General features: G+C 39.4%; 17 protein-coding genes and 1 pseudogene. 7 read left to right on the top strand and 11 right to left on the bottom strand.

The genetic code is table 11. From position 1 onward, the window contains the following. Window positions 1-29: 29 nt before the first annotated feature. The 4 genes and pseudogenes from P4S61_RS13500 to P4S61_RS13485 form a co-directional block, all read right to left on the bottom strand. The gene (locus P4S61_RS13500; RefSeq protein WP_259399548.1) at window positions 30-1,205 is read right to left on the bottom strand and encodes a hypothetical protein; all 1,176 of its coding nucleotides are present in this window, start codon (window positions 1,203-1,205) and stop codon (window positions 30-32) included. Window positions 1,206-1,224: 19 nt separating this feature from the next. Then, a complete protein-coding gene (locus tag P4S61_RS13495; protein ID WP_337118440.1) occupies window positions 1,225-2,637 on the bottom strand; it encodes an MBOAT family O-acyltransferase in 1,413 nt (470 codons plus the stop codon). Between the two features lie 245 nt (window positions 2,638-2,882). Beyond that, window positions 2,883-4,403 carry a M56 family metallopeptidase gene (locus P4S61_RS13490; protein ID WP_337118439.1) on the bottom strand — a complete coding sequence of 507 codons (1,521 nt, stop codon included), beginning with the start codon at window positions 4,401-4,403 and terminating at the stop codon, window positions 2,883-2,885. A gap of 26 nt (window positions 4,404-4,429) precedes the next feature. Continuing rightward, window positions 4,430-4,760 (bottom strand): annotated as a pseudogene (locus tag P4S61_RS13485) (BlaI/MecI/CopY family transcriptional regulator). 248 nt (window positions 4,761-5,008) lie between these two features. Here P4S61_RS13485 and P4S61_RS13480 point away from each other — a divergent pair. Then, a complete protein-coding gene (locus P4S61_RS13480) occupies window positions 5,009-5,788 on the top strand; it encodes a DUF2189 domain-containing protein (RefSeq protein ID WP_145240784.1) in 780 nt (259 codons plus the stop codon). A gap of 71 nt (window positions 5,789-5,859) precedes the next feature. Here P4S61_RS13480 and P4S61_RS13475 read toward each other — a convergent pair whose 3' ends face one another. The 4 genes from P4S61_RS13475 to P4S61_RS13460 form a co-directional block, all read right to left on the bottom strand. Beyond that, window positions 5,860-6,396: a cytochrome b gene (locus P4S61_RS13475; RefSeq protein ID WP_145240782.1), complete on the bottom strand. Its 537-nt coding sequence runs from the start codon at window positions 6,394-6,396 to the stop codon at window positions 5,860-5,862. Then, on the bottom strand, window positions 6,396-7,442 hold the full coding sequence (locus tag P4S61_RS13470; protein WP_337118438.1) for a catalase family peroxidase: 1,047 nt from the start codon (window positions 7,440-7,442) through the stop codon (window positions 6,396-6,398). The genes P4S61_RS13475 and P4S61_RS13470 overlap by 1 nt, the downstream gene beginning before the upstream one ends. A 376-nt stretch (window positions 7,443-7,818) precedes the next feature. Then, on the bottom strand, window positions 7,819-9,837 hold the full coding sequence (locus tag P4S61_RS13465; protein WP_337118437.1) for a TonB-dependent receptor plug domain-containing protein: 2,019 nt from the start codon (window positions 9,835-9,837) through the stop codon (window positions 7,819-7,821). A gap of 121 nt (window positions 9,838-9,958) precedes the next feature. After that, window positions 9,959-10,933 carry a hypothetical protein gene (locus tag P4S61_RS13460; protein WP_337118436.1) on the bottom strand — a complete coding sequence of 325 codons (975 nt, stop codon included), beginning with the start codon at window positions 10,931-10,933 and terminating at the stop codon, window positions 9,959-9,961. A 232-nt stretch (window positions 10,934-11,165) separates the two neighbouring features. Here P4S61_RS13460 and gss point away from each other — a divergent pair, with 232 nt between their 5' ends. Next, window positions 11,166-13,049: a bifunctional glutathionylspermidine amidase/synthase gene (gss, locus tag P4S61_RS13455; RefSeq protein ID WP_337118911.1), complete on the top strand. Its 1,884-nt coding sequence runs from the start codon at window positions 11,166-11,168 to the stop codon at window positions 13,047-13,049. Window positions 13,050-13,200: 151 nt separating this feature from the next. Here the strand turns inward: gss and P4S61_RS13450 are convergent, their stop codons facing one another. Continuing rightward, window positions 13,201-13,650, bottom strand: coding sequence for an Lrp/AsnC family transcriptional regulator (locus P4S61_RS13450; RefSeq protein ID WP_149981764.1), 450 nt, complete (start codon window positions 13,648-13,650; stop codon window positions 13,201-13,203). 100 nt (window positions 13,651-13,750) lie between these two features. Here P4S61_RS13450 and P4S61_RS13445 point away from each other — a divergent pair, with 100 nt between their 5' ends. From P4S61_RS13445 to P4S61_RS13435, 3 genes are all read left to right on the top strand, one after another. Next, window positions 13,751-14,344 carry a LysE family translocator gene (locus P4S61_RS13445; RefSeq protein ID WP_182731132.1) on the top strand — a complete coding sequence of 198 codons (594 nt, stop codon included), beginning with the start codon at window positions 13,751-13,753 and terminating at the stop codon, window positions 14,342-14,344. A 348-nt stretch (window positions 14,345-14,692) separates the two neighbouring features. Beyond that, window positions 14,693-16,552 (top strand): oleate hydratase, encoded by a 1,860-nt coding sequence (locus P4S61_RS13440; protein WP_337118910.1) that lies wholly within the window; start codon window positions 14,693-14,695, stop codon window positions 16,550-16,552. Between the two features lie 237 nt (window positions 16,553-16,789). Next, on the top strand, window positions 16,790-17,209 hold the full coding sequence (locus P4S61_RS13435; protein ID WP_145240773.1) for a CBS domain-containing protein: 420 nt from the start codon (window positions 16,790-16,792) through the stop codon (window positions 17,207-17,209). A gap of 84 nt (window positions 17,210-17,293) precedes the next feature. On the opposite strand, the gene corA is transcribed toward P4S61_RS13435, so the two are convergent. After that, window positions 17,294-18,250, bottom strand: a complete 957-nt coding sequence (corA, locus tag P4S61_RS13430; protein ID WP_145241796.1) for a magnesium/cobalt transporter CorA — start codon at window positions 18,248-18,250, stop codon at window positions 17,294-17,296. A gap of 336 nt (window positions 18,251-18,586) precedes the next feature. Here corA and dps point away from each other — a divergent pair, with 336 nt between their 5' ends. Next, the gene (dps, locus tag P4S61_RS13425) at window positions 18,587-19,111 is read left to right on the top strand and encodes a DNA starvation/stationary phase protection protein Dps (RefSeq protein WP_337118435.1); all 525 of its coding nucleotides are present in this window, start codon (window positions 18,587-18,589) and stop codon (window positions 19,109-19,111) included. A gap of 122 nt (window positions 19,112-19,233) precedes the next feature. On the opposite strand, the gene P4S61_RS13420 is transcribed toward dps, so the two are convergent. Continuing rightward, entirely contained in the window at window positions 19,234-20,901 is a 1,668-nt protein-coding gene (locus tag P4S61_RS13420) for a methyl-accepting chemotaxis protein (protein ID WP_337118434.1), read from the bottom strand. A 473-nt stretch (window positions 20,902-21,374) separates the two neighbouring features. On the opposite strand from P4S61_RS13420, the gene P4S61_RS13415 reads away from it, so the two are divergent. Next, entirely contained in the window at window positions 21,375-21,728 is a 354-nt protein-coding gene (locus P4S61_RS13415; protein ID WP_337118909.1) for a DUF2237 family protein, read from the top strand. Window positions 21,729-21,835: the final 107 nt, after the last annotated feature.

Raw genomic sequence — 21,835 nt, 5'->3', positions numbered from 1 at the left:
TAACTTATTCAGTCTAACCGCAGTAAAAACTAAAACAAACTTTGATACTGCTCTATTAGATAATCTGTGTAAGCAATATCGCCACGATAACGCGATAAATGCGTGGTATCACGGTACATTTGCGGGGTTATTTGCGGTATATTTTGATGGTTTTTCATTTTAATACCAGTGGCTTGCTCTATTTGCGCTATTACTTCTGCTAAACGTTTTTCAGCCTCTGGTGTTGTTTTTATCCACTTACTGTTTTTTGGCAGCATGATCACTTCAACGTTCTCAGATACACGTTGAAAGTTTTTTACAATATTAATAAAATGCGTAACCAATAATGGTTGAAAATGAAGCTGCTCTATATCTGCACTGCGAATACGACTAAGGCGATCGTTTTTCATTTCGTTATCAGTTTGCGTAACGTGGTAATAGTCGTTAAATATAGCTAACGTTTCTGCTGTTCGCTCTTGTGGGATTGTACCGCCCCCTTGCCATTCATAGCTCCATTCTGCGCCCTTATAATTAGGATATTCTTCTACAAATTTTTCACCGAGTAAACGTCCTAAGCGGCGACGCTGCGCAATAGTTTCATCATCATCTTTAAACGTTTGATGCGATTTAGGTGGAAACATCTCTCGACCCAAAAAACTGGTGATCATTTCAGCTGAAATATTGCCGCGCAAATATTTTATATTGAATAATCGTACGCCACGAGTAAGATCATTTTTTGCAATTACCATTAACTCCTGATCATTAGCGAGTAAAGTTAAAAATGAGTCTAAAACTGGGGTCGCTCTGCTCCAGCGCGTTTGCGTGGTTTGAAAAGGATTAAACTCAATCATGGTTAGCTTTATTTTGCGATCTTCTTTGACAAATTCATCCGCAATACGTCGTGATAAAAAATCTTGAAAGTACGGGTTTAGCCCACCAAAGCCAAAGTTAAATGATTTAACTTGCTTACCCCGCTGCGCTAAATCAGCATCAAATTTTCGTGGCGAAAATCCGGCACGCGTCATTGATGAGCCAAAAAACATCACAACATCGTTTGGTTCTTTCACTATTTGTGGCAAAGCTACACGTGACTCAGTAACCCTTGCTATTGCGCCTTGAGTATTTGCTCCCATCCCATGCAAAATAAGATGAATACCGACAAGTGCGAAAGCCATGCATAAGCCAATAACAAGAATCGACTTTCCATATAATTTTTGTGATGTCATTGCTACTCTACCTTGATGATTAGAATTGGAAATAGATAAACTCATTGCTTGGCTCCCCGATAAATAAACATACCCCTTGCCCTAACATCATTAACAGCCAAAATAACCAGGGTTTATTTTCCAGCTTGTCAGCGCCCTTTATTACGTAAAAATCCATAATATGTACAAGTAATACCCACACACTGGTCATTACAAAAATAGTCATTGCGTTGCTTCCAGCTGCTATTGTTGAATTAAATACATGTAAATTAGTAATAATATCTATGGCAGAAGTTAAGTCGTTGGCTGCAAAAAACACCCAACCTATAAGGACTAAATAAAACGTGATGGCCCACTTAATAAAAGTTAAAAACAGTGCATTGGATTGATTAAAACGTGCAAATATTTTCAGCCCTGCTAAATAGTGCGTAGCAGTGATAATAGCGCCATGAAATGCGCCCCAAGCAACAAAAGTCCACGCTGCGCCATGCCATAAACCACCCAGTAACATAGTTAAAAACACATTACGGGTGCGGTTATTATTTCTGTTCCCGCCTAATGAAATATATAAATAATCTCGTAACCAAGTCGAGAGTGAAATATGCCAACGACGCCAAAAATCAACCGGAGAAAGTGCGAAGTAAGGCACTCTAAAATTAAGTGGAATACTAAAACCGAGTATCAGCGCAATACCAATTGCCATATCGGTATAACCCGAAAAGTCACCGTATATCTGCCCTGCAAATGCCAATACGCCAGTCCAAAGCTCCAGTGTGCTTATGGGGCCTTTTGCCTCAAAAGCATGTTGTGCAGGGATAGCCAATATATCTGCACCAGTTTTTTTAATCAGCCCCACAGTGATCAGCAAAAAACCATGTTTTACAGCAGTGTACTTAGGCAAGGCGATGGCGTGCATTTGTGGCAAAATATGACTTGCACGAAGAATTGGGCCTGCAACCAGTTGTGGGAAAAACGATAAAGCAGCAACAAATTCAACTAAGCCTTTACGTGGTTTCATATCGCCACGGTAAACATCAATGGTGTAACTTAAACTTTGAAAAGTATAAAAAGAAATACCAACAGGCAGTACCCACCCTAATGTCTCAATGGAGGCATTGTAACCAAGCGTAGATAACAGCTCAGACACAGAATTGAGTACAAAGTCAGCATATTTAAACACCGCTAATAACCCTAAATTAAGCACCACAGATAACGTAACCCATTGCTTTTTACGTTGCTGCGTTGATGCTTTATATATAGCTTGAGCAATAAAGTAATCGGCTACCCCACTGCCCACCAGCAAGGGAATAAAACTATAATTCCACGCGCCATAAAAAACTAAGCTGCCGACTAAAATCAAATACACTTTGGGTTTTTGTTTTAAAAAAACAAAACCGTAAAACAAAATAAAAATGGCAAAAAACCAAAAGAATATGGGGGTATTAAATATCATGTTGCCCCCTTATATTTTGTTCAATAATTGTTCTTTGGTAACGAGTAAACATACTGTTTTCCTTTATTCAGAGCGAGTTTGGTTGACCCACTAAAAGTAGGGGAAACCCAATCAATAATTAATTGAAGTAATTTAAATAAATTTGACGCAGGCTGACTTGCATTCGCTCATCAGCCAAGTTAGATCAACGCATTCAGGGGGGCGAGTGAAGTAATATGTGATTCATTGGCGTGCTCCATTAGCTATTAGTAACGCTTTAATTGACTCTGTGCGAGCACGATTAAGGGGGTACGTCGCTGGTAACCATCAGATGCTCCTGTAGTAACCGCTAAGTTTACATCAGCGCCCCGTGATATTAATAATTGGCTCATATCGTAAAAACCAAAATATGCAGCATTTATAAGGGCCGTTTCATCACGCGGTACAATTGCATTTATATCAGCGCCGTTATCAAGTAAAAGCGTAGCCAATTCAATGTTATTATTCATCGCAGCAACTATCAGCGGGTTACCATCACCACTTGATGACTGATTTACATCCGCGCCTAAGTCAATTAATGCCTGAGTCATTATTTTGTTATTTTTTTTCACGGCAATCATTAACGCAGTGCCATCACCAATCACTGGTACATTAATATCAACCCCATCATTTCGCAGCACACGTATCGCATCAATATCATTACGCGTGACCGCATTAATTAATAAAGTGCTCTCGAATTGTGGTAACAGTGAATAATGTCGGGCATCTGCTACGGTATGTTTAATACTAATTTTGGGTGAAAATGCCTGCGTTGCTTGAATCGTTGTAGCAGCGAGCACTGCACACACCAAAGCAATTACAGCGATACTTGGCTTTTTAAATTGCTTATTTTCTAACACTGCACCAATGCGATAATTTAGCTCTTTTTTCTTACTAAAAAGCCCCATTGCCAGCACACTCCTTTGCTGCATTACCATTAATTTTGCACAATCAATCAGTGATTGCGCATATTGTTGAGTATTTTTAATTTCATTTACTGCACGTAAGTCACAGGCTATTTCGCGTTCTACATGAATTTGCTTGTTAAGCATGCGTATCACCAGGCTCCACCAAAATAGAATCGCGATGACTTCTTGAAATAAACCAAACCAGTTATCTTTGCGTTTAATATGCGCGTTTTCATGAAGCACTATCGCCAGTAATTGCTCATGCTTGAGTTGCTCGGTAAGGCTTTTTGGAAGAATAATTTTAGGTTGTTTAAACCCTACAACTAAAGGAGAGGATACTTTAGTTGAAGTATAAACCTGTGTATCAATATGGGCAGATAAATGTGGCGCTTTTTCAATTGTTGAGCTTATCAAATAGCGTGTTTGAATATATGATGACAATACTGTAAATACTCGCCAAACGCTGCCTGCAAGCCAGATTAAGACGGCTATACTTAGCAAAAATGAAAAATTAAATACGATTTCACTAGGCAAGTGCCAGCTGTTATTCGGCTCATTAATAATACCCGTACTAGCTGTGTTCAACACATTAGGATCTTGTTGAGAAGCAATGGTTTGCGCTGTTGTATTGATCTCTGTATTTTCGTTTTCATTCCCGGTTGTGATCAAGGTAAAAGGGATGACTGTTGCGGTAATTAACGTCGTCATCCACAACCAGCTTTTCAACTCAGCCCCCGATGGAACACATTTATTAATCAACGTAAGTCCCAATAAAAGTATAAAACCAATAACAAGGTGATGAAATGCTAACGTTGTTAATAAGGTATATTCAATCATCATTGTCCTGACGTCCTTTTCTAGGTTTGTTAATCTTTACTTTGGTCAACTTTACGCTGTAATGCTTCTAAATCATCAAGATCAATGTCAGTCTCTTGCATTAAATGCTGTGCCAATACCTTAGGTGAGCCTCCAAAAAACTTATTCAGCATCGAAGTTAATGCACTTTGCCGCGCTTCTTTTTGAGTAATCTTTGGTGTGTAAATAAACGCTTTTCCTTCTTTTCTAAAGTCGGCGTAGCCTTTTTCAGCAAGGATCTTACATAACGTTTGTACTGTGGTATAAGCGGTTTTTTTCCTTTGATAGTTCTTCTGTTATATCGCGCACAGACGCCTCACCACTTTCCCAAAGCACTTCCATAATACTTTGCTCACCATCGGTAAGCTGATTTGATTTATTTCTAGCCATCGTATTTAACCTTTTTAAAGTTCTACTAATTAATTAGTTTTAAATACTATAGCGTGCCCAACTCAATCTATCAACTAATTAATTAGTTTTTAATAATTTAGTAATTAGTACTCGTAATCCAGGCTAAAAAGTTCTTTAAAATTTGTAAATAATGGCTACATGTTCTAAACCTTAAGAGTAGCCTTTAGAGGAAGCTCCTTATGCCGTCAACAAACACAATAGATAAACACTCCGAATTTGCGCGCTGTTTAGAGTGCAATAAGGTCAGCACTTTTGCAGCATTTCATTGGCTGGCACTGGCCTTTAAAGATATGGCCAGAGCACCTATTTTAAGCTTGATTTATGGGATTGTTTTCACTCTGATCCCGCTGGCAATTGTCTATTTCGCGGTGTTCACTGACAGCTACTTAGTTGTTTTACCAGCCAGTGTCGCATTTGCTCTGATCGGCCCGGTATTTGCGGTCGGTCTCTATGATGTTGCTTGGGAGCTAGAAAAAGGCCACACACCAACACTTAGCCATTCTCTAAAATCAATGTTCAGAAACCCGGTCGGTGAATGGGGATTTGCAATTTTACTGATGGTAATAATGATTATATGGATGCGTCTGGCAGCGATAGTTCATGCACTTTACCCCAGTCATGCTAATCCTACATTTGAAGAACTCTCCGCTTTTTTAACTTTAGGTACCATTATCGGCGGAATTTTGCTGGTTACTGTATTTGCTATTTCAGCATTTACTCCACAAATTATGATGGAAAGACGGGTCGATATAATGACCGCGGTTATGTCATCAATGAATGCCGTTAAAACCAACTTTTCAGCGATGATTGTTTGGTCTGCATGTATTTTTATACTCGTAGCCCTTGGTTTTGTCACTGGTGCTACTGGTTTTATAGTTATTATGCCACTACTTAGCTATGCCAGCTGGCACGGCTATATTGCCGTAATTAAAACCAAAAAAGCCCGCAGCTATGAATAAACTAAAATGCATAAAGGCCAATAAAACTGGCCTTTTTCTTGGAATGAATACCTAAGTGAGCTTTATTACAGCTACTTTTTGCCTGTCAGCATTGCGCTCATAACGCCATCACGTTTGATTAAACCATGATAAAGCGCGGCACTGATGTGCATAAAAATCATTGCTAAAAACAACCAAGCTACAATGCCATGCATTTCTCGGAAAAATGCAAAGTATTTAATATCAGCGTCAAGCAAATTAGGTAACTGAAATAACCCAAAAAACTGCACCACACGCCCGTCCGCATTTTGCATTAACCAGCCAGATAGCGGCATCAGTATCATCGCGCAATAAAGCCCAAAGTGAGTGATATGAGCTGCAAACCGCTGCAACCTAGGTAACTCAGTGGGTAAAGTAGGCGTGCAGCTGTACACTTTATTTATTAATCTCAGCACAACTAAAATGAGCGCTAAAATACCGGTAGATTTATGTAAGGTGACAGCCTCAACCTGCCAAACGGCCAAGCTTTGTACCATTGATAACCCTAAAAATAGCATCGATATTAACATCAGCGCCATCACCCAATGTAATAACCGACTGCCTGCTGAGTAGCCCTTATTTGCTGACATTATTCACCTCCATTTGTTGCGCTAACTTTAGCACCTAACAATGTTTCTTTTGCACGACGACGATAGGACTGCGCATACGCGGCACCACGCGCACGTAAAATCGGATCGGCTGTCGCACTCATACCCTGCGGTAACACCAACGGATCAAAGTTTGCGTCGCCACAGGCTGCGTTTTCTTGGTTGTGCCAAGAAACGATTGATAATGTGCCAGCATTTATCGTCTGTCTATCTGAGGGCCACGGTATGGTTGGATTATTCTCATCATCATTAGACGCCGCTAAGGTAAAAATTAAATCCAATTTAACAGCGTTTTGATCTAAACGTGATGCCAACTCTTGTTGAAGTGCGTTGGCCGATGACGTATCGAGCATCGCAGCATTATTTGTCGCTTTGTGCGGACGCGCAACCCAACGCACAGCTTGTTTATCACCTAGCTCATTATGTAAATAAAACGCATTGATACTGTGATAACGTTCTGCGGCAAAACTATTGGCAGGCACATAGTCAGCTTTCCAATCATTAAATGCTTTACTTTCTGGATGTGCTTTAAAGAACGCAGTTATTTTTTCTGGGTCTCGTTGTTTTGTTATAGGATCCGGTGATAATGCCTGCAATTGCTGAAAAAATGCCTCAGGTGTAGCAACTGCCATTACAGGAGGCGTATTCATAGCAACACGCCATTCATCGACTGTGCCACTGTTTACTGCAAATGCTAGACTGCGCACCGGTGCTTTTAAATCTGGCGCGGTTGGATTATTACCTGCAATTGAGAAACGCCCATAAAATGGCGTACTGCCCTTTTTAAACACCTCTGCGGTCGAGTAAGAAGATAGTGCCCCTGTTGATTCAAAATTACCCGTTATACATATACCCTTAGCATGCGCACGACGAAAACCGGCATGTGGTGTGTCACCTTGCTGCAAATCAACAAATTTTTGTGCTGTTACTGCATCACGATTAAATGCGCCTGCAAAATAAAGTGTCGCCGTTGCAAAAACAGCCATCGACCCTAGTAATAAGCTACCTCGATAAAGTATCGCTGGCATACCCAACCTACTGCGTTTAACTTTAGTCATCCTACTCACGACCTCTTGAAATGATTATTGATTATTAGTGCCCACATGCAAAGACCGACGAAAGAGGAAAACTATTTCAACAAATTAAAAAACTTCGCTCTAAAGTTAACTATTACCTCTGTTAGGATTTATTTTTAGACCTAAAGTTGTGCATATTTAGGAGAGATATTGCAATATTCTATATTGGATGAAGTCAATATTTATATCTATGCGCAGGACAAGTGTTGCCCAGGACCATACAAGCAAGTTAGCCTTCAACATGGCTATCAGCAAACATTGAATTTAAAAAGCACCTTGATAACCCGCTTTGCATTAACTGTTTTAAATAACCTAGCAGGTCATCCTATTAAAATGACAATGCCACACTCAGTTCATAACTTTGTGGCTCTTTCCTTACGTCATAGTAGCTATCTGGCGCATAGGTAGGGTTATAATGCTGTTTATCAAACATATTTTTTACACCAATAGTCCATTGCCACGCACTTTGCTTACTAGGGCGATAACTCAAGTGAGCATCCAAAGTCCAGTAGCTAGCTTTATTATCTCGTTGTGCAATTTCTGGCACTTTTACACTGGTATGATAGCTTAGGCTTTGGTTACGCCGACTAAGGTAATTAATTCCCGCATAAAATGAAAATTGCTCATCCTCCATAAACAGCAGCCAATTTAATGTATCTTTTGCCAATGACGCTTGCTCTGAATTAACTCGGGTATAATTAAATGAAGTACTAATGCGGTTAAAGTGAGACCAATCTGCATAATATTGATTATTCCACTCAACTTCATATCCAGGAACGTGTAATTGCTCACTGCTATTTTCGTAAGGCTTACCATTTACAGACTGAATAAACTCACTCAAATAACTGCTAAACCCTCGCAGAGTAATATTATTATTAGCTGAAAAATGATAAACCCACTCACCTTCAAATGTCTCTATTTGTTCAGGATTTAGATTTGGATTTCCTGATATATTATTGTCACTGCGCACTTCATATTGCTGTAAAAAAGTAGGCGCTCGAAAAGCCGTTCCCCATATCAATTTACCAGACCACTGTTCATTACCTTGATAAGTCACAGCAATCCGCGGAGAAGTTTCTGAGCTGAACTCAGGGTAGTCATCAACCCGCACACCAACCGTCAATCCTAAGCGTTGCTCAAAAAATAGTGATTCTTGTTGAAAGTAAATAGCCCGATTATGGCTTGATGGTGTTAAGTCACCATCTCGAATCACCCTTGATTCATACTCATTAACTTCTACCGCGTTTTGTTTTTTTATCGTCTCATGATATTCACCGACTTGACGTTGTTGAAAGGTCAGCCCCACAATAGCATGGTGATTTGGATTAAACGCGTAACTCCACTGACTGCGCACACCATTTGATGTGGAATCCAAGTCTGAGTCAGAATAAAAATCAATATTGCCCTGCAGATCGGTAATCGTACGTTCAAAGTAGCGCTTCACCTTGTAGGTATACAATTGATTTTCTATCGATAATTTATCAAAGCTAAGTTTATTTTGGATGTGCGCACTGAGTGTTTGATAGCGTTGAGATTTATATTGATTTGACGAGTAATGAGGATACTCTGTCGTGTAATCATCATAATTTATACCAAATTGCCACTGCTCATTGCGTAAAGACACTCCCAGACTTTTAGCATCAACATTATTATCATGCGTTGATGCAAAACCGTTGCGGTCATATTGTTGAGGATAGCCTTTGCTATCTAAGAGTCGCCCTGACAAAACAAATGTTCCGCCCGCAAACTCTTTCCCCGTATTGATAGTAGCTGATTTACGATCGTAACTGGCAACCCCTGCTGAGATGCGAGTTCGTTCAGGCGCTTTTGCTTTCGTAAAAATAGAAATCAAACCTGAATATGCATCACCACCATATAACGCAGATCCAGGTCCGCGGATAACTTCTATTCGCTCAATATTATTTATTTGTATCTGTTCATCAGGAGACCAGCCTCCAATTAAACCTTCCCGCTGAGGTACGCCATCAATAGTTAACATTACTTTGCTGTTTCGACCTGATGGAATGCCTCGGATCCACACCATGTCTCGGCCATTTCGCCGCGATAGTATTTGTACGCCAGGCAACATTTTCAATATATCTGATAGCGTTCGCGCGCCCATACTTGCAATTTGAGTGGCGTTAACTGAGCTAATAATATTCGGCGCTTGGCTTATCTTTTTTACGGTTTGTGAAGGGCTCACAACTTCAATGTTAAGTAAGCTCTCAAGCGGGATCTCAAATAGGTTAGTATCTTGCTCATTACTATATGAAAAACTTGGCAAAGCTGCCAAGCACATAACTAATGAATTAAGCGGCAAATAACGAGTCAAACGTTTAGGCTTCATATCATACTTAATAAAACTAATAACCATAAAAAGGCTAGCTTAATTACCACTATATTGCCACAAGACAACACCAAGTTTTTACTCTAGCTGATTAATTTTTTTGAAATTAATAGCAAAACAACTATAAAAATAAATGCGCAGGAAGGTACACTTCTTGGCGCAGCAACTCTCGTCCTTGTTTAAGTGCATTGTTATACGAAGGTTTATTATCAGCATGAATGTAACCAAAGAAAAATTCAAAACCTTGCATATGCTGTTGATAATATAAACGCTGCATTGGGGATGCAAAGCCCTGTCCTCTAAATTGCCCAGTAATAAAAATATCACTGATTAGTAAACCGTTAAACCCTAGCTCATCGCTCGACTCAGCCATTATCATACCCAGTGGCTTGCCTCTATAAAACGCCGCGCTGCACAATCCGGCTGCAATAGCTTCGCTGATATCGTCTTTTTCGCTAATTGGTACTATTGTTGCCATTTCAGGATGCTGCATTAAAAACTGAGTATAGTCACGCTCATACCAAGGCCAATCTTTATCAAGTTCAAACGGCTGCAATGCAATATCTGCACAGAGTAATTCATCAACAGTCAGTTTAGGATCTTGTGCTGCTAACAATGAATCAACAGCGCGGCTACCGACCAAACTTAGCAGTTGTTTGGCTGGTATTGATCCTGGTGCTGGCCATACACAAATATATCTAGGCGTACACCAGCAAAATACCTTACTAATATAGCGGACCAGCTTTGCAAGTAATGGTTCTGATAACGGATGCTCACTAAACACTTCAAACATAGTCTCGTCATCATCATTACGACAAACACTGACTATAAATAAGCTACCATCATCAGCTTCTACAACTTGCGCGTATAGATCATCATCTGGCACGCTGTCACTAATTACCCGCCTTTGACGAAGCTCGGCAAAATGCTCTGCATTACAATCTTCATTCAGCGCAAGTAAGTCTTCACACTCTTTAGCGATTGCTTTTTCAGTATCTAAACCTATAATTTTATTTAAATTATAAGTTTTTAAAACTCCCTGACCTAAGCGACGCAAACATTTTTCATCAATTTTATATAATGGATAATGACGCATAACTTCCCTTTAATGACTGTTTTTAGTTAATATGGGGACAATAAAGACGTAAATCAACTAAATGATAATTAAGTGATTAATGAGCTCTTTGTAATACGCAATAACGGTTGGTTAACGCATCTAGCAGCAACATATAAAATGCCTGAAAGATTATATTTATTATCTTGCTATCGGCCTTATTCACTCCTATAGTCTGCAAATTATCACTCCTTAATTTTGAATTACTTTGTCTATTAAATCCCGCGTTCCTGTCAGTCAGTTTGGTGAATTATTAGGTTATGCGCCTGGTAATGTTGCTGTTTATTCGTCTGATTACGATACAGCTGACGAAACAATTTATCCTAACCGTAGCGCCTATCGTAGTTACCTCGATGGTATTTACATGGGCTATAAATGGCAATGTGTTGAATTTGCGCGACGCTGGATGTATCTCAATCATGGCTATATTTTTGATGATGTTGCAATGGCTTACGATATTTTTGAGCTACGCTCAGTGCGTGACATAAACAATCAAACCAGGTTGCCTTTACAAGCATTTCGTAATGGTGCAAAACACCACCCAGTGGTAGGAAGTTTACTCATTTGGGAAGAAGGCGGTGAATTTGAAGAAACTGGCCATGTTGCGGTGGTGGTTGAAGTACATCAGGATAAAATTCGTCTTGCTGAACAAAACGTGGCCCATCAGCTATGGCCGCAAGATCAACAGTGGTGTCGCGAACTCAAAGCGAAAGTCACAAAAGAAGGTGACTACTGGATTGAGTGCTCTTACAGTGACGCCACTATTTTAGGCTGGATGACACAAACTGAGTACAGCGAATTTAGTGAACCTACGCCTGAAATAAACACTGATCTGTTTGCCATAAAAGCCCAATATGCAACTGATTATGGGCAAGCCACTAAGTCATGGCTTAACATTGCCAATGACGATGAAGCAGCCTACGTAGAAATGATGCAAGGGCATAAATTGACTTCAGTTAATGCTGATCAACATCATTATTTTACAATTTCAAAAACCGCTCAACAAACTATTGAACATGCTACCAATGAATTACATGGCTTGTTTATGCATGCAACAGACTATGTACTGCAGCATCCTGAGCTATTAAAAAAGTTTAATTTACCCGATGCGGTGCTCACTAAGATTCGCCAATCATGGGGTAATCGCTTAAATCAACTGATCACCAGTCGATTTGATTTTGCATTAACTCCCGCAGGCTTGAAAGTCTATGAATACAACTGCGATTCAGCATCGTGCTATATGGAAAGTGGCAAAGTACAAGGTAAATGGGCCAAACACTTTGGTGTTAAAACGGGTATTGATGCCGGCCATGATTTATTTAAAGATTTAGTAAGGGCATGGCGAAAAAGTGAAGTAAACGGCCTTGTCCATATATTGCAAGATGATGAGCCAGAAGAACATTACCATGCATTGTTTATGAAAGAAGCTATTGAAGCCGCTGGTTTTGAGTGCAAAGTAATCATTGGTTTGACTGATTTACACTGGGACGCAGCGGGTAATATTGTTGACGCTGATGGCGAAAAACTCAGTTACGTTTGGAAAACATGGTCATGGGAAACCGCTCTTGATCAAATAAGACTAGAGTGTGAGGCTGATCAATCCCAAAGCGATGATTTTGAGCCGCACTGGCAATCTGGTAAAACCCCACGTTTGGTCGATGTATTACTTCGTAAAAATGTGATGGTTTTTGAGCCGCTGTGGACATTAATACCCAGTAATAAAGCAATTTTGCCAGTACTGTGGAGTTTATTTCCAAATCATCCGTTTTTACTCAATACTGCATTTGATTTAAATGATGAACTATTGCAAACAGGCTATGTCGTTAAACCGATTGTTGGTCGATGCGGTGCAAATATTCAACTCGTTGATGAACAACAACACGTAATAGAAAAAACAACGGGTCATTTTGCCTCTCAAGAGCAAATATACCAGCAGTTATTTGCCCTTCCTAAAGTAGCTGATTACTTTGTGCAAATATGTAGTTTTACCGCAGCAGGTAAATACGCCGGTGCTGGCGTACGCGTTGATAAATGCATGATTATAAACGGCCACAGCGATTGTATGGCATTGCGTATCAGCGATGATAGTTACTTTTAATTAAACGTGCTTTAACCTCAATCTTGAGCGCATATCAAACCCAACAAGTAGCCTGTTTACTGCTACTTGTTGGGTAAATAAAGTGACATAAACCACCAAACAAGGACTCAGCATAAAATTAAAAGTGGCATCGCACCGTTAGCGCTAGCATTTACGCCCGCTCATCTTTTGGTGAGTCCATCACTACATGCGAAGTGATCGTTCGTACCTGGGGGATTGATCCTAAAACATCAGCATGGAATGCTTTATAAGACTTAATATCAGCGGTTTCTACTCTAAGTAAATATTCAAATGCTCCTGTGACATTATGGCACTCTTTAACTTCATCAATAAACTCAAGTGCTTGTTCAAAAGCTCGTTGAGATTTCGTAGAGTGCTCATTTAAACCCACCCCCACATACGCGACAAAACCAAGTCCAAACGCTTGATTATTAATAACTGCTCGGTAGCCTTTGATCACACCTGCTTTTTCTAACTCTTGTACACGGCGCAAGCATGCTGATGGGGATAAACCAACCAAATCAGCAAGTTCAGCGTTGGCAATTCGACCACTGCGCTTTAATTCTTGCAATATCCTGTCGTTAATTCGATCTTTTTTCATATTAAGTTGCTAAAGTAAATTTATAATAGATTAATAAGCGCAAAAATTGCGAGCCATACAAAATATAATTGCACAATCATTATCAACTGAGCAACTATAAATGAATATTGAATTGGTATCAGCATTAGCATTATTTGCACTTGTATCTTCCATCACCCCAGGTCCTAACAACCTGATGTTAATGAACTCAGGCGCTAACTTTGGTTTTAAACGTTCATTGCCACATTTACTCGGCGTAACAATTGGCTTTGTGATCATGCTCGTATTGGTTGGTTTAGGTGTCATGCAATTGTTTGACTTTTTTCCATGGAGTTACCAGCTATTAAAAGTGCTTTGCATGGCTTATTTGCTTTATCTTGCTTATAAAATTGCCAGTAATAAAACTCCTATCGGTGCTAAAAATAGCGATACTAGACCTTTTTCTTTTGTACAAGCATCTTTATTTCAATGGGTTAACCCGAAAGCCTGGACTATGGCATTAAGTGCAGTAAGTGTTTATGCCCCATCCAAAGGAATTGGCGCAGTGGTACTTGTAGGCCTTATTTTCGGTATAGTTAATTTACCCTGTGTCTGCTCATGGACGTTAGTCGGACAAAGGCTACAAGTATGGCTAAAAGATCGCAAGCGCCTACGAGCATTCAATATTTTTATGGCTGTATTGTTAGTCGCCTCGGTACTTTTTAGTATGCTGTGAGTAATAAAACAAATAAACGCCTTAACAATGGCAACTTGGTTAAGTTGCCATTGTTAACCTCAATTTCGGATAACAAATCAATTTCCAGCAGCTAACTTATAAACCCCTCGCGAACTAAAACTTTGATCTACTGCAACATGACTATGCTTGCCTCGTGCAATTATGGAGAGACTTGCAAACAGTACTGACACTTATCTATATTCATGAAAAGGGATGGCTAATGACGAATAAAGCAATAGCGAAGTTTAATATTTCTGCAACCGCAGCAAGTAATTTCCAACATGAAGCTGACGCAACGGCTGATTTTTGGAGCAATAAATCACTTAATACCTTGCCCCTCATGATTTTATTGCTCCTTATGCACGTCATAAAACGCTGCCTACACCTGGTATAGAAAAACGTAATGCTTGGATCATTGGTGGAGGTATTGGTGGCCTAGCAGCGGCATTTTATCTGATTCGTGATGGCCATATGAGCGCTGAAAATATTACCATTTTGGAAGAAATGGATATTGAAGGCGGTTCAATGGATGGCGCGGGTAACCCTGATGACGGCTATATTATTCGTGGTGGTCGTGAAATGAACTGGAATTACGACACCTTGTGGGATCTGTTTCAAGACGTTCCCGCTGTTGAACTGCCCGAAGGCTATTCTGTGCTTGATGAGTACCGTTTAATTAATGATAACGACGCTAATTACTCACAAGCCCGTTTAATAAATAAATGCGGTGAGATACTCGATGCAAGTGACTTTGGCCTGAATAAAGCCCAGCAATGGGAGCTGATCCGTTTAATGCTCAAGCGCAAAGAAGAGCTTGACGATCTCAGCATTGAAGACTATTTCAGCAAAGGTTTTTTACAAAGCAATTTTTGGTTTTTATTTCGTACTATGTTTGCCTTTAAAAATTGTCATAGCTTGTTAGAAACTAAACTGTATTTGCATCGCTTTCTTGATTCTATTGATGGCTTTGCCGACATGTCTGTTTTACTTTTTCCTAAATATAATCAATACGATACCTTTATTAAACCGCTTGCTAATTTATTACGAGACAAAGGCGTAAATTTTCAATTTGCAAGCCGTGTAAACGATCTGGATATAACATTTACTGGTAATAAAAAAACCGTAACGGGGATCCATGCCACTGTAAAAGGTGAAGCACAGCATATTAACGTTGCTTCAGACGATTTAGTTTATGCACTAACGGGTTCAATGACAGAGCATACAGCTTATGGCGACATGCAAAATGTACCCGAACTGAACTGTGAAAAACATGATCCTGGCGAAAATAGCGGGTGGAATTTATGGAAAAACCTCGCGAAGAAATCAGCTGTTTTTGGTAAACCCGAAAAATTTTATGGCGATATTGATAAGTCTATGTGGGAGTCAGCCACACTGACTTGCAAGCCATCCCCACTTATAGATAAGCTAAAGACATTATCAGTAAACGATCCTTACTCTGGTCGCACGGTAACTGGCGGCATTATTACTTTTACAGACTCTAACTGGCTATTGAGTGTAACGTGTAACCGCCAACCTCATTTTCCAGATCAACCCGATGATACGTTAGTACTTTGGGTCTATGGTTTATTAATGGACAAACAAGGTAATCGTATCGTTAAAACAATGCCACAATGTAGCGGTGAAGAAATAATTACGGAGCTTTGCTACCATTTGGGCATTGAACAGCAGCTTGATGAAATCATTGCCAATACCAAGATACGTACAGCGCTAATGCCTTATATCACAGCTCAATTTATGACTCGTGCAGCTGGTGACAGACCCACCTCAGTTCCTGAAGGTTGTACAAACTTAGGTTTGATTGGTCAATTTGTTGAAACCCACAACGATATTATATTCACGATGGAAGCCTCTATTCGTACAGCACGTATTGGGGTATATAAGTTACTTAATATCCCTAAACAAGTGCCCGACATTAGCCCAACCCAATATGATATTCGTAACCTAATTAAAGGAGCTAGAGCGCTCAACAGCGGCAAGCCCTTTATTGGCGAGCGGTTATTACACCGCCTGCTTGATAAAACCTACTTTGCTCATATTTTACCGCCATTACCAGAGCCAAGTAGTAAAGAACAAACCCATTTTGAAGCAGAAATGCATGAGCTACTGGGCAAAGGCAACTCGGCGATACATAAATTTTCAAACTGGGTTGGTACACTAAGGGATAATTTTTCGCATAAAGATAAATAATCTGAGCTTCGGAGAGTAAATATATCTCCAGTGGCTATAAATCTAAACCAGCTGATGACCAAGCTAAAAACTATTCCTATACAAAAAACCAAAGCCTTGATCTTGATAAAGTGCAATAAGAAAAAATAAGGCTAGAATGATTAATAATATGAGCTCTGGATAATCCATCTATCTCCAGTAGCTATTTTAGTAAACCTTTTAACCAAAGTTCTAGTTAGTGATTTCACGGGAGCCAAAATGAGCCAAACAGTTGCAGATTTAATGACATCAGATCCATTTGCCGTAAGTGCAGAAAACACCCTACACGACGCACATAATCTAATGAAGGAAAAAAATATCCGCCATATTCCGGTAATTGATAACAATGGCGAACTAGTGGGTATGTTGACACAAAAAATCATGATTGCCCAAGTGATGAATATTATGGCTAATTACAGTCCTAGCGCACTTGAACGAAAGGAAAAACAAACGAAAATACACACTATTATGGCAACCGATTTTGCCACTGTACTAGCAACCCAACCACTGCAAGATGTTGCTCGGTTTTTTGTTGATAACCGCCATGGTTGCATGCCTGTGATCACTGAAAAAAATAAACTCGTGGGTATACTTACCTCGTCCGACTTTGTGCGCCTAGCGGCCGCTTTATTATCTTAATGCAAGGTGATAATAAGACCGCTATCCGTATAAAATGAATATAAACTCGTATAATAGTGTATGCCAAGTATTCATTGGCACACACTACAGCCAGCCTTTGTGTTTAAAAAATAAATAAGGGGCAAAGCCCGATAGCAACATAATGCCAATTGCAAATGGGTAACCCCATTCCCATTGCAGCTCAGGCATTATATTAAAGTTCATCCCATATACACTGGCTACTACGGTAGGTGGTAAAAAAACCACCGAAGCAATAGAGAAGGTTTTGATAATTTGATTTTGTTCAATGTTAATAAAACCTTGTGTTGAATCCATCAAAAAGTTCACCTTATCAAACAAAAAGGTACAGTGAGACATTAGCGTATCTATATCAAGTACAATTTCTCGTAGTGATTCGCGATCCTCATTTTGTACACCTAAACGACGTATTAAAAACGAAATATTGCGCCGCGTATCCATTAAACACAAACGCACTTTCCCATTCGCATCCTCTAAACGCGCGATACGACTAACCGCTTCTTCTAGATCAGAGTCATCTTCTTCTAGTACATATGCACTGAGCTTCTCTAACTGATGATGCATATCCTCGAGCATATCAGCATGGTTTTCGACTTTTTGATCGAATAATGTAACCAATAACTGTTTTGGCGTATCACACATTACTTGACCTTTACGTGCTCTTAAGCGTAACAATCGAAAGTCAGCCAGCTCGTCATCGCGAATGGTCAGCAAACAGTTATCCTGTAGTAAACAGGCAACTGTTACCGTATTAAAACGTCCTTCATTGGGCGACATAAACAATGCATGCACATGCAAGCCTTCATTGTCGATAAAACATCGCGATGAAGCTTCAATCTCTTGCACATCCCCTGACTCAGGAAAAGTTATATTGAGCGTTTTTGCGAGCGTATTTCGCTCATCTTCCGTTGGGTTGATTGTGTCAATCCAGTGTGCATTTCTGATTGATACTTCAAGAGAGGTATCGGATGAAGGCTCTAACTCTTTGATCACCCCCTGCTCGATAGAAAAAAATCTCAACATGCACTTCTCCTTTAATAACAAGATGAGTTGAGTATATGTAAGTGATGATTAATCAACAATGACAATACACTCCTGCATCTCAGTTATTATTAATAGTAAGCAATTCGCTAACACGTAACAGCACCTTTTGTTTTGCAGATTTTACAAAAAAGTGCATATTTTTCATGGCATATCAAAGAAAGCTTTCATCCCCCTCCTTTGAAAAAATACAAAACATTAAATATCAGCAACTTAAAAAATAATTTTTATCGGCACAACCATTGCTTTATATAAACTAACGCATGTTCATAGACTTTATTAGACGCTGTGAACATTCCTTATAAATCAGGAGGAATAATGAGTAACAATAACGAAACAAACAAAATCGCTGAATTTACTGCCCCAGGTATAAATGAAGAATCTGCAAAAAATACCATTGCTACACTTGATAACCGCATGGTCGCACTGATCGATTTACAATTGACTCTAAAACATATTCATTGGAATGTAGTTGGCCCAAATTTTATTGGCGTGCATGAAATGCTCGACCCTCAGGTTGAAGTGATCAGAGCAATGACCGACACCATCGCCGAGCGAATCGCTACGTTGGGCGGAGTTCCAGTTGGTACTCCAAAATCGATAGTTGATCGTCGTTCATGGCAAGATTACTCAATTGGTAAGGGCTTGGTAAAAGATCACTTAGTTGCGCTTGATAAAGTATATAATGGGATTAATGGCGATCACCGAAGTGCGATTGGTAAGCTATCAGAGCTCGATCCGGTATCTGAGGATATGCTAATTAGCCAACTTGCCGATTTAGAACAGTTTCAATGGTTTGTGCGTGCACACTTAGAGTCGTCAACGGGCAAACTCAGCAGCTAATCTAGCGGTTTTGTGTTCAGTTTAAACTGACTAATTTATATTTAAAGTCAAAGATCGGGCTATTTAAAGCCTGATCTTTATTTATTACTGATCAACAATAATATCGCCACTTTTTGTTTATATTAGATCTTAAACTGACCTACTAAATTGCCTAAACTCTCCCCTCGACCAGCTAAGTGATGACTAACTGATGAGGTTGTTTTAATTGAACGTGTTAGCTCATTAACGATTTCTTGAATCGCAAAAACGTTACGGTTAATTTCCTCAGTTACACTACTTTGCTCTGTGGCAGCTGTAGCTATTTGCGTGCTCATATCGTTAATTGTGGTAACCGAGCTGGTTACCGCCCCTAAACTTTCAGAAATTGCGCGAGATGACTCAACTGAGCGATTGCAGCTTTGCTGGCTTGCCAACATTGCCTTTACCGCTGCTGTGACTAGCGTATGTAACTCATTAAGCATTTCATTAATCTCTAACGTGCTCTCTTGTGTACGACTGGCTAAACTTCTCACTTCATCAGCTACAACCGCAAAACCACGGCCTTGCTCGCCAGCCCTTGCAGCTTCAATAGCCGCATTAAGGGCCAATAAGTTAGTTTGCTCAGCAATGCCACCGATAACACTTAATACACTGTTAATTTTTTTAGATTGTTCACTTAATGAATTAACCTGTTCAGCAGCTTGATTAATCTCACTCATTAAATTTGAAACTTCTTCTAAAGAAACATCTACACATTTTTGAGCATTGGCAACATCTTGCGTGGCTGACTGAGTTGATACCGCCACTTGTGTGGTATTTTGCGCGACTTCCTGAGATGTTGCTGACATTTCGGTGATCGCCGTTGCTACCAGCTCAGTTTCATGATTATGGTTTACTAACTGATTTTCAATTAACTGTGTTTGTGTATTGATATCATTTGATGAATCTTTTACATCACGAGTTACATCTGCCACATTGGTGATAATGCTATGTAGTTTACTAACAAACACATTAAATGAATTACCCAATTGACCAATTTCATCATTACTATGCACTTCTAAGCGCTTAGTCGGATCACCTTCGCCTTTTGCTATATCATCTAAGTTTTGCACCATATTTTGGATAGGCTTTACCATATTGTTTGCCGCAATTAAGGCAAAAAACACCGTCAACATCACCCAAAATAATGCAATTAATAACAGGGTCGTTACTTTTTCATTCATATGAGCTTGTATTGTTGCTTGGTACTTTGTTAGCTCAGCTTCAATATCATCCATATAAGCGCCCGTTCCTAGCATCCAATCTGTACCAGGAACCATCGCTGCATAACCCATTTTTTCAACTAACCCCGTTGTATTAGGCTTTTGAAAATCATAATAAAAAGCACCGCCACCTTGTCTTGCTTGCTCAAGTAATCCAACAATTATTTTTTTACCATTGGGATCGGTCATGGCTATTTTATTTTGCCCTTCAATTGCATCACCCAATAGAGCATGGAAAATACTAACGCCTTTTGTATCATAGATAAAAAAGTAACCATCTTTGCCAAAAGTGAGATCTCGCAATGCATTTTTTGCATCTTCTTTAGTCCCCTTGGCTAGTTCGTAATTAATTATTTGGCGGCCTATCTCAACCTCAGTTGCTAATAAACTTTCTTTGTCAGCAATTAATTTTGTTTTAAACGATACAAAATTTTGCTGCTGATTTTGATACTCTAAATAATATGAGCTGGCCATTAAACTAATTAAAAGCAGCGTGAGCGGCAAAATAGCTAATAGCAACAGCTTGTTTTTCAGACTTAGATTACTCATTTTTCCTCACGTGTAACAATGTAAAGCTCCATGGTATTGATACATCGAGAGCTTATAAAAACTGTAATTATACTGCCAATTACAATTAAGTGTTTATTTGAAATCAGAAGCTATTCAAATACCATATTCACATATATATATATATATAGATTCTGGATATAAGACAAACGTATAATAGCTGCAAGTTACCATAATAAATTTTTACTAGTACAGTAAACGTAAAAATTGCAAGCCAACTAAAACACAATTGCACAATAATTACACAGCAAGCAACTATAAATGAATATTGAACTGATTTTGGCCTCGCCATTAGTTTGATGAACTGACGTTTAATATTTTTAATGGCTATGTTATTTGTGATCTCCATGCTATCTATCAATATAAGCTTTTCATCCACCACGTTTTCACATAGTCTGAAGCAGACTGAATGTAAAACAATACAAATTATAACAAGGTAGTTTTATGAGCAATCAATAAATGTATTAGGTACGCGCTTGCATTTGTGCTGCGGGAATACAGGCTACACTCGAGAAGGGTTTTGCTATGTCCCTGCATCTGATTTTGGTAACCACAGTGTATGTGCCATCATGACTGAAGAATTCTTACAGTTTTCAAAAGCACAAGGCAATGACTTGATAACGCCTAATCCAATGTACGATTTTGCAGGCCTAAAGGCTGGTGATAAATGGTGTTTATGTGCCGTGCGCTGGCACCATGCGGTTGCTGAAAACGTAGCTCCGCCGGTTATACTTGAGGCCACCCATGAAAAATCGTTACAAGTAGTCTCTCTTGAAGTATTAAAGGCTCACCAATACTCTGCACGTTAAAAGTTTCCAATAGGCATTTACACACTCTAAGATAAAGCCATTGCGCTGGTTTTATCTTATTCACCATCTAGTATGATATTAGCAATGTGATAACACCAACCAGCTAA

The organism is Pseudoalteromonas sp. B160, from assembly GCF_037162485.1.
In the GTDB taxonomy this organism is placed as follows: domain Bacteria; phylum Pseudomonadota; class Gammaproteobacteria; order Enterobacterales; family Alteromonadaceae; genus Pseudoalteromonas; species Pseudoalteromonas rhizosphaerae.
The sequence above is the reverse complement of the archived record's forward strand: the minus strand, read 5'-3'. Positions and strand labels throughout refer to the sequence as shown.

Bases quoted from the DNA above. Each gene is read 5' to 3' on its own strand.
- P4S61_RS13500 (WP_259399548.1), bottom strand. From the start codon at position 1,205: ATGACATCACAAAAATTATATGGAAAGTCGATTCTTGTTATTGGCTTA.
- P4S61_RS13495 (WP_337118440.1), bottom strand. From the start codon at position 2,637: ATGATATTTAATACCCCCATATTCTTTTGGTTTTTTGCCATTTTTATT.
- P4S61_RS13490 (WP_337118439.1), bottom strand. From the start codon at position 4,403: ATGATGATTGAATATACCTTATTAACAACGTTAGCATTTCATCACCTT.
- P4S61_RS13480 (WP_145240784.1), top strand. From the start codon at position 5,009: ATGCCGTCAACAAACACAATAGATAAACACTCCGAATTTGCGCGCTGT.
- P4S61_RS13475 (WP_145240782.1), bottom strand. From the start codon at position 6,396: ATGTCAGCAAATAAGGGCTACTCAGCAGGCAGTCGGTTATTACATTGG.
- P4S61_RS13470 (WP_337118438.1), bottom strand. From the start codon at position 7,442: ATGCCAGCGATACTTTATCGAGGTAGCTTATTACTAGGGTCGATGGCT.
- P4S61_RS13465 (WP_337118437.1), bottom strand. From the start codon at position 9,837: ATGAAGCCTAAACGTTTGACTCGTTATTTGCCGCTTAATTCATTAGTT.
- P4S61_RS13460 (WP_337118436.1), bottom strand. From the start codon at position 10,933: ATGCGTCATTATCCATTATATAAAATTGATGAAAAATGTTTGCGTCGC.
- P4S61_RS13450 (WP_149981764.1), bottom strand. From the start codon at position 13,650: ATGAAAAAAGATCGAATTAACGACAGGATATTGCAAGAATTAAAGCGC.
- P4S61_RS13445 (WP_182731132.1), top strand. From the start codon at position 13,751: ATGAATATTGAATTGGTATCAGCATTAGCATTATTTGCACTTGTATCT.
- P4S61_RS13435 (WP_145240773.1), top strand. From the start codon at position 16,790: ATGAGCCAAACAGTTGCAGATTTAATGACATCAGATCCATTTGCCGTA.
- corA (WP_145241796.1), bottom strand. From the start codon at position 18,250: ATGTTGAGATTTTTTTCTATCGAGCAGGGGGTGATCAAAGAGTTAGAG.
- dps (WP_337118435.1), top strand. From the start codon at position 18,587: ATGAGTAACAATAACGAAACAAACAAAATCGCTGAATTTACTGCCCCA.
- P4S61_RS13420 (WP_337118434.1), bottom strand. From the start codon at position 20,901: ATGAGTAATCTAAGTCTGAAAAACAAGCTGTTGCTATTAGCTATTTTG.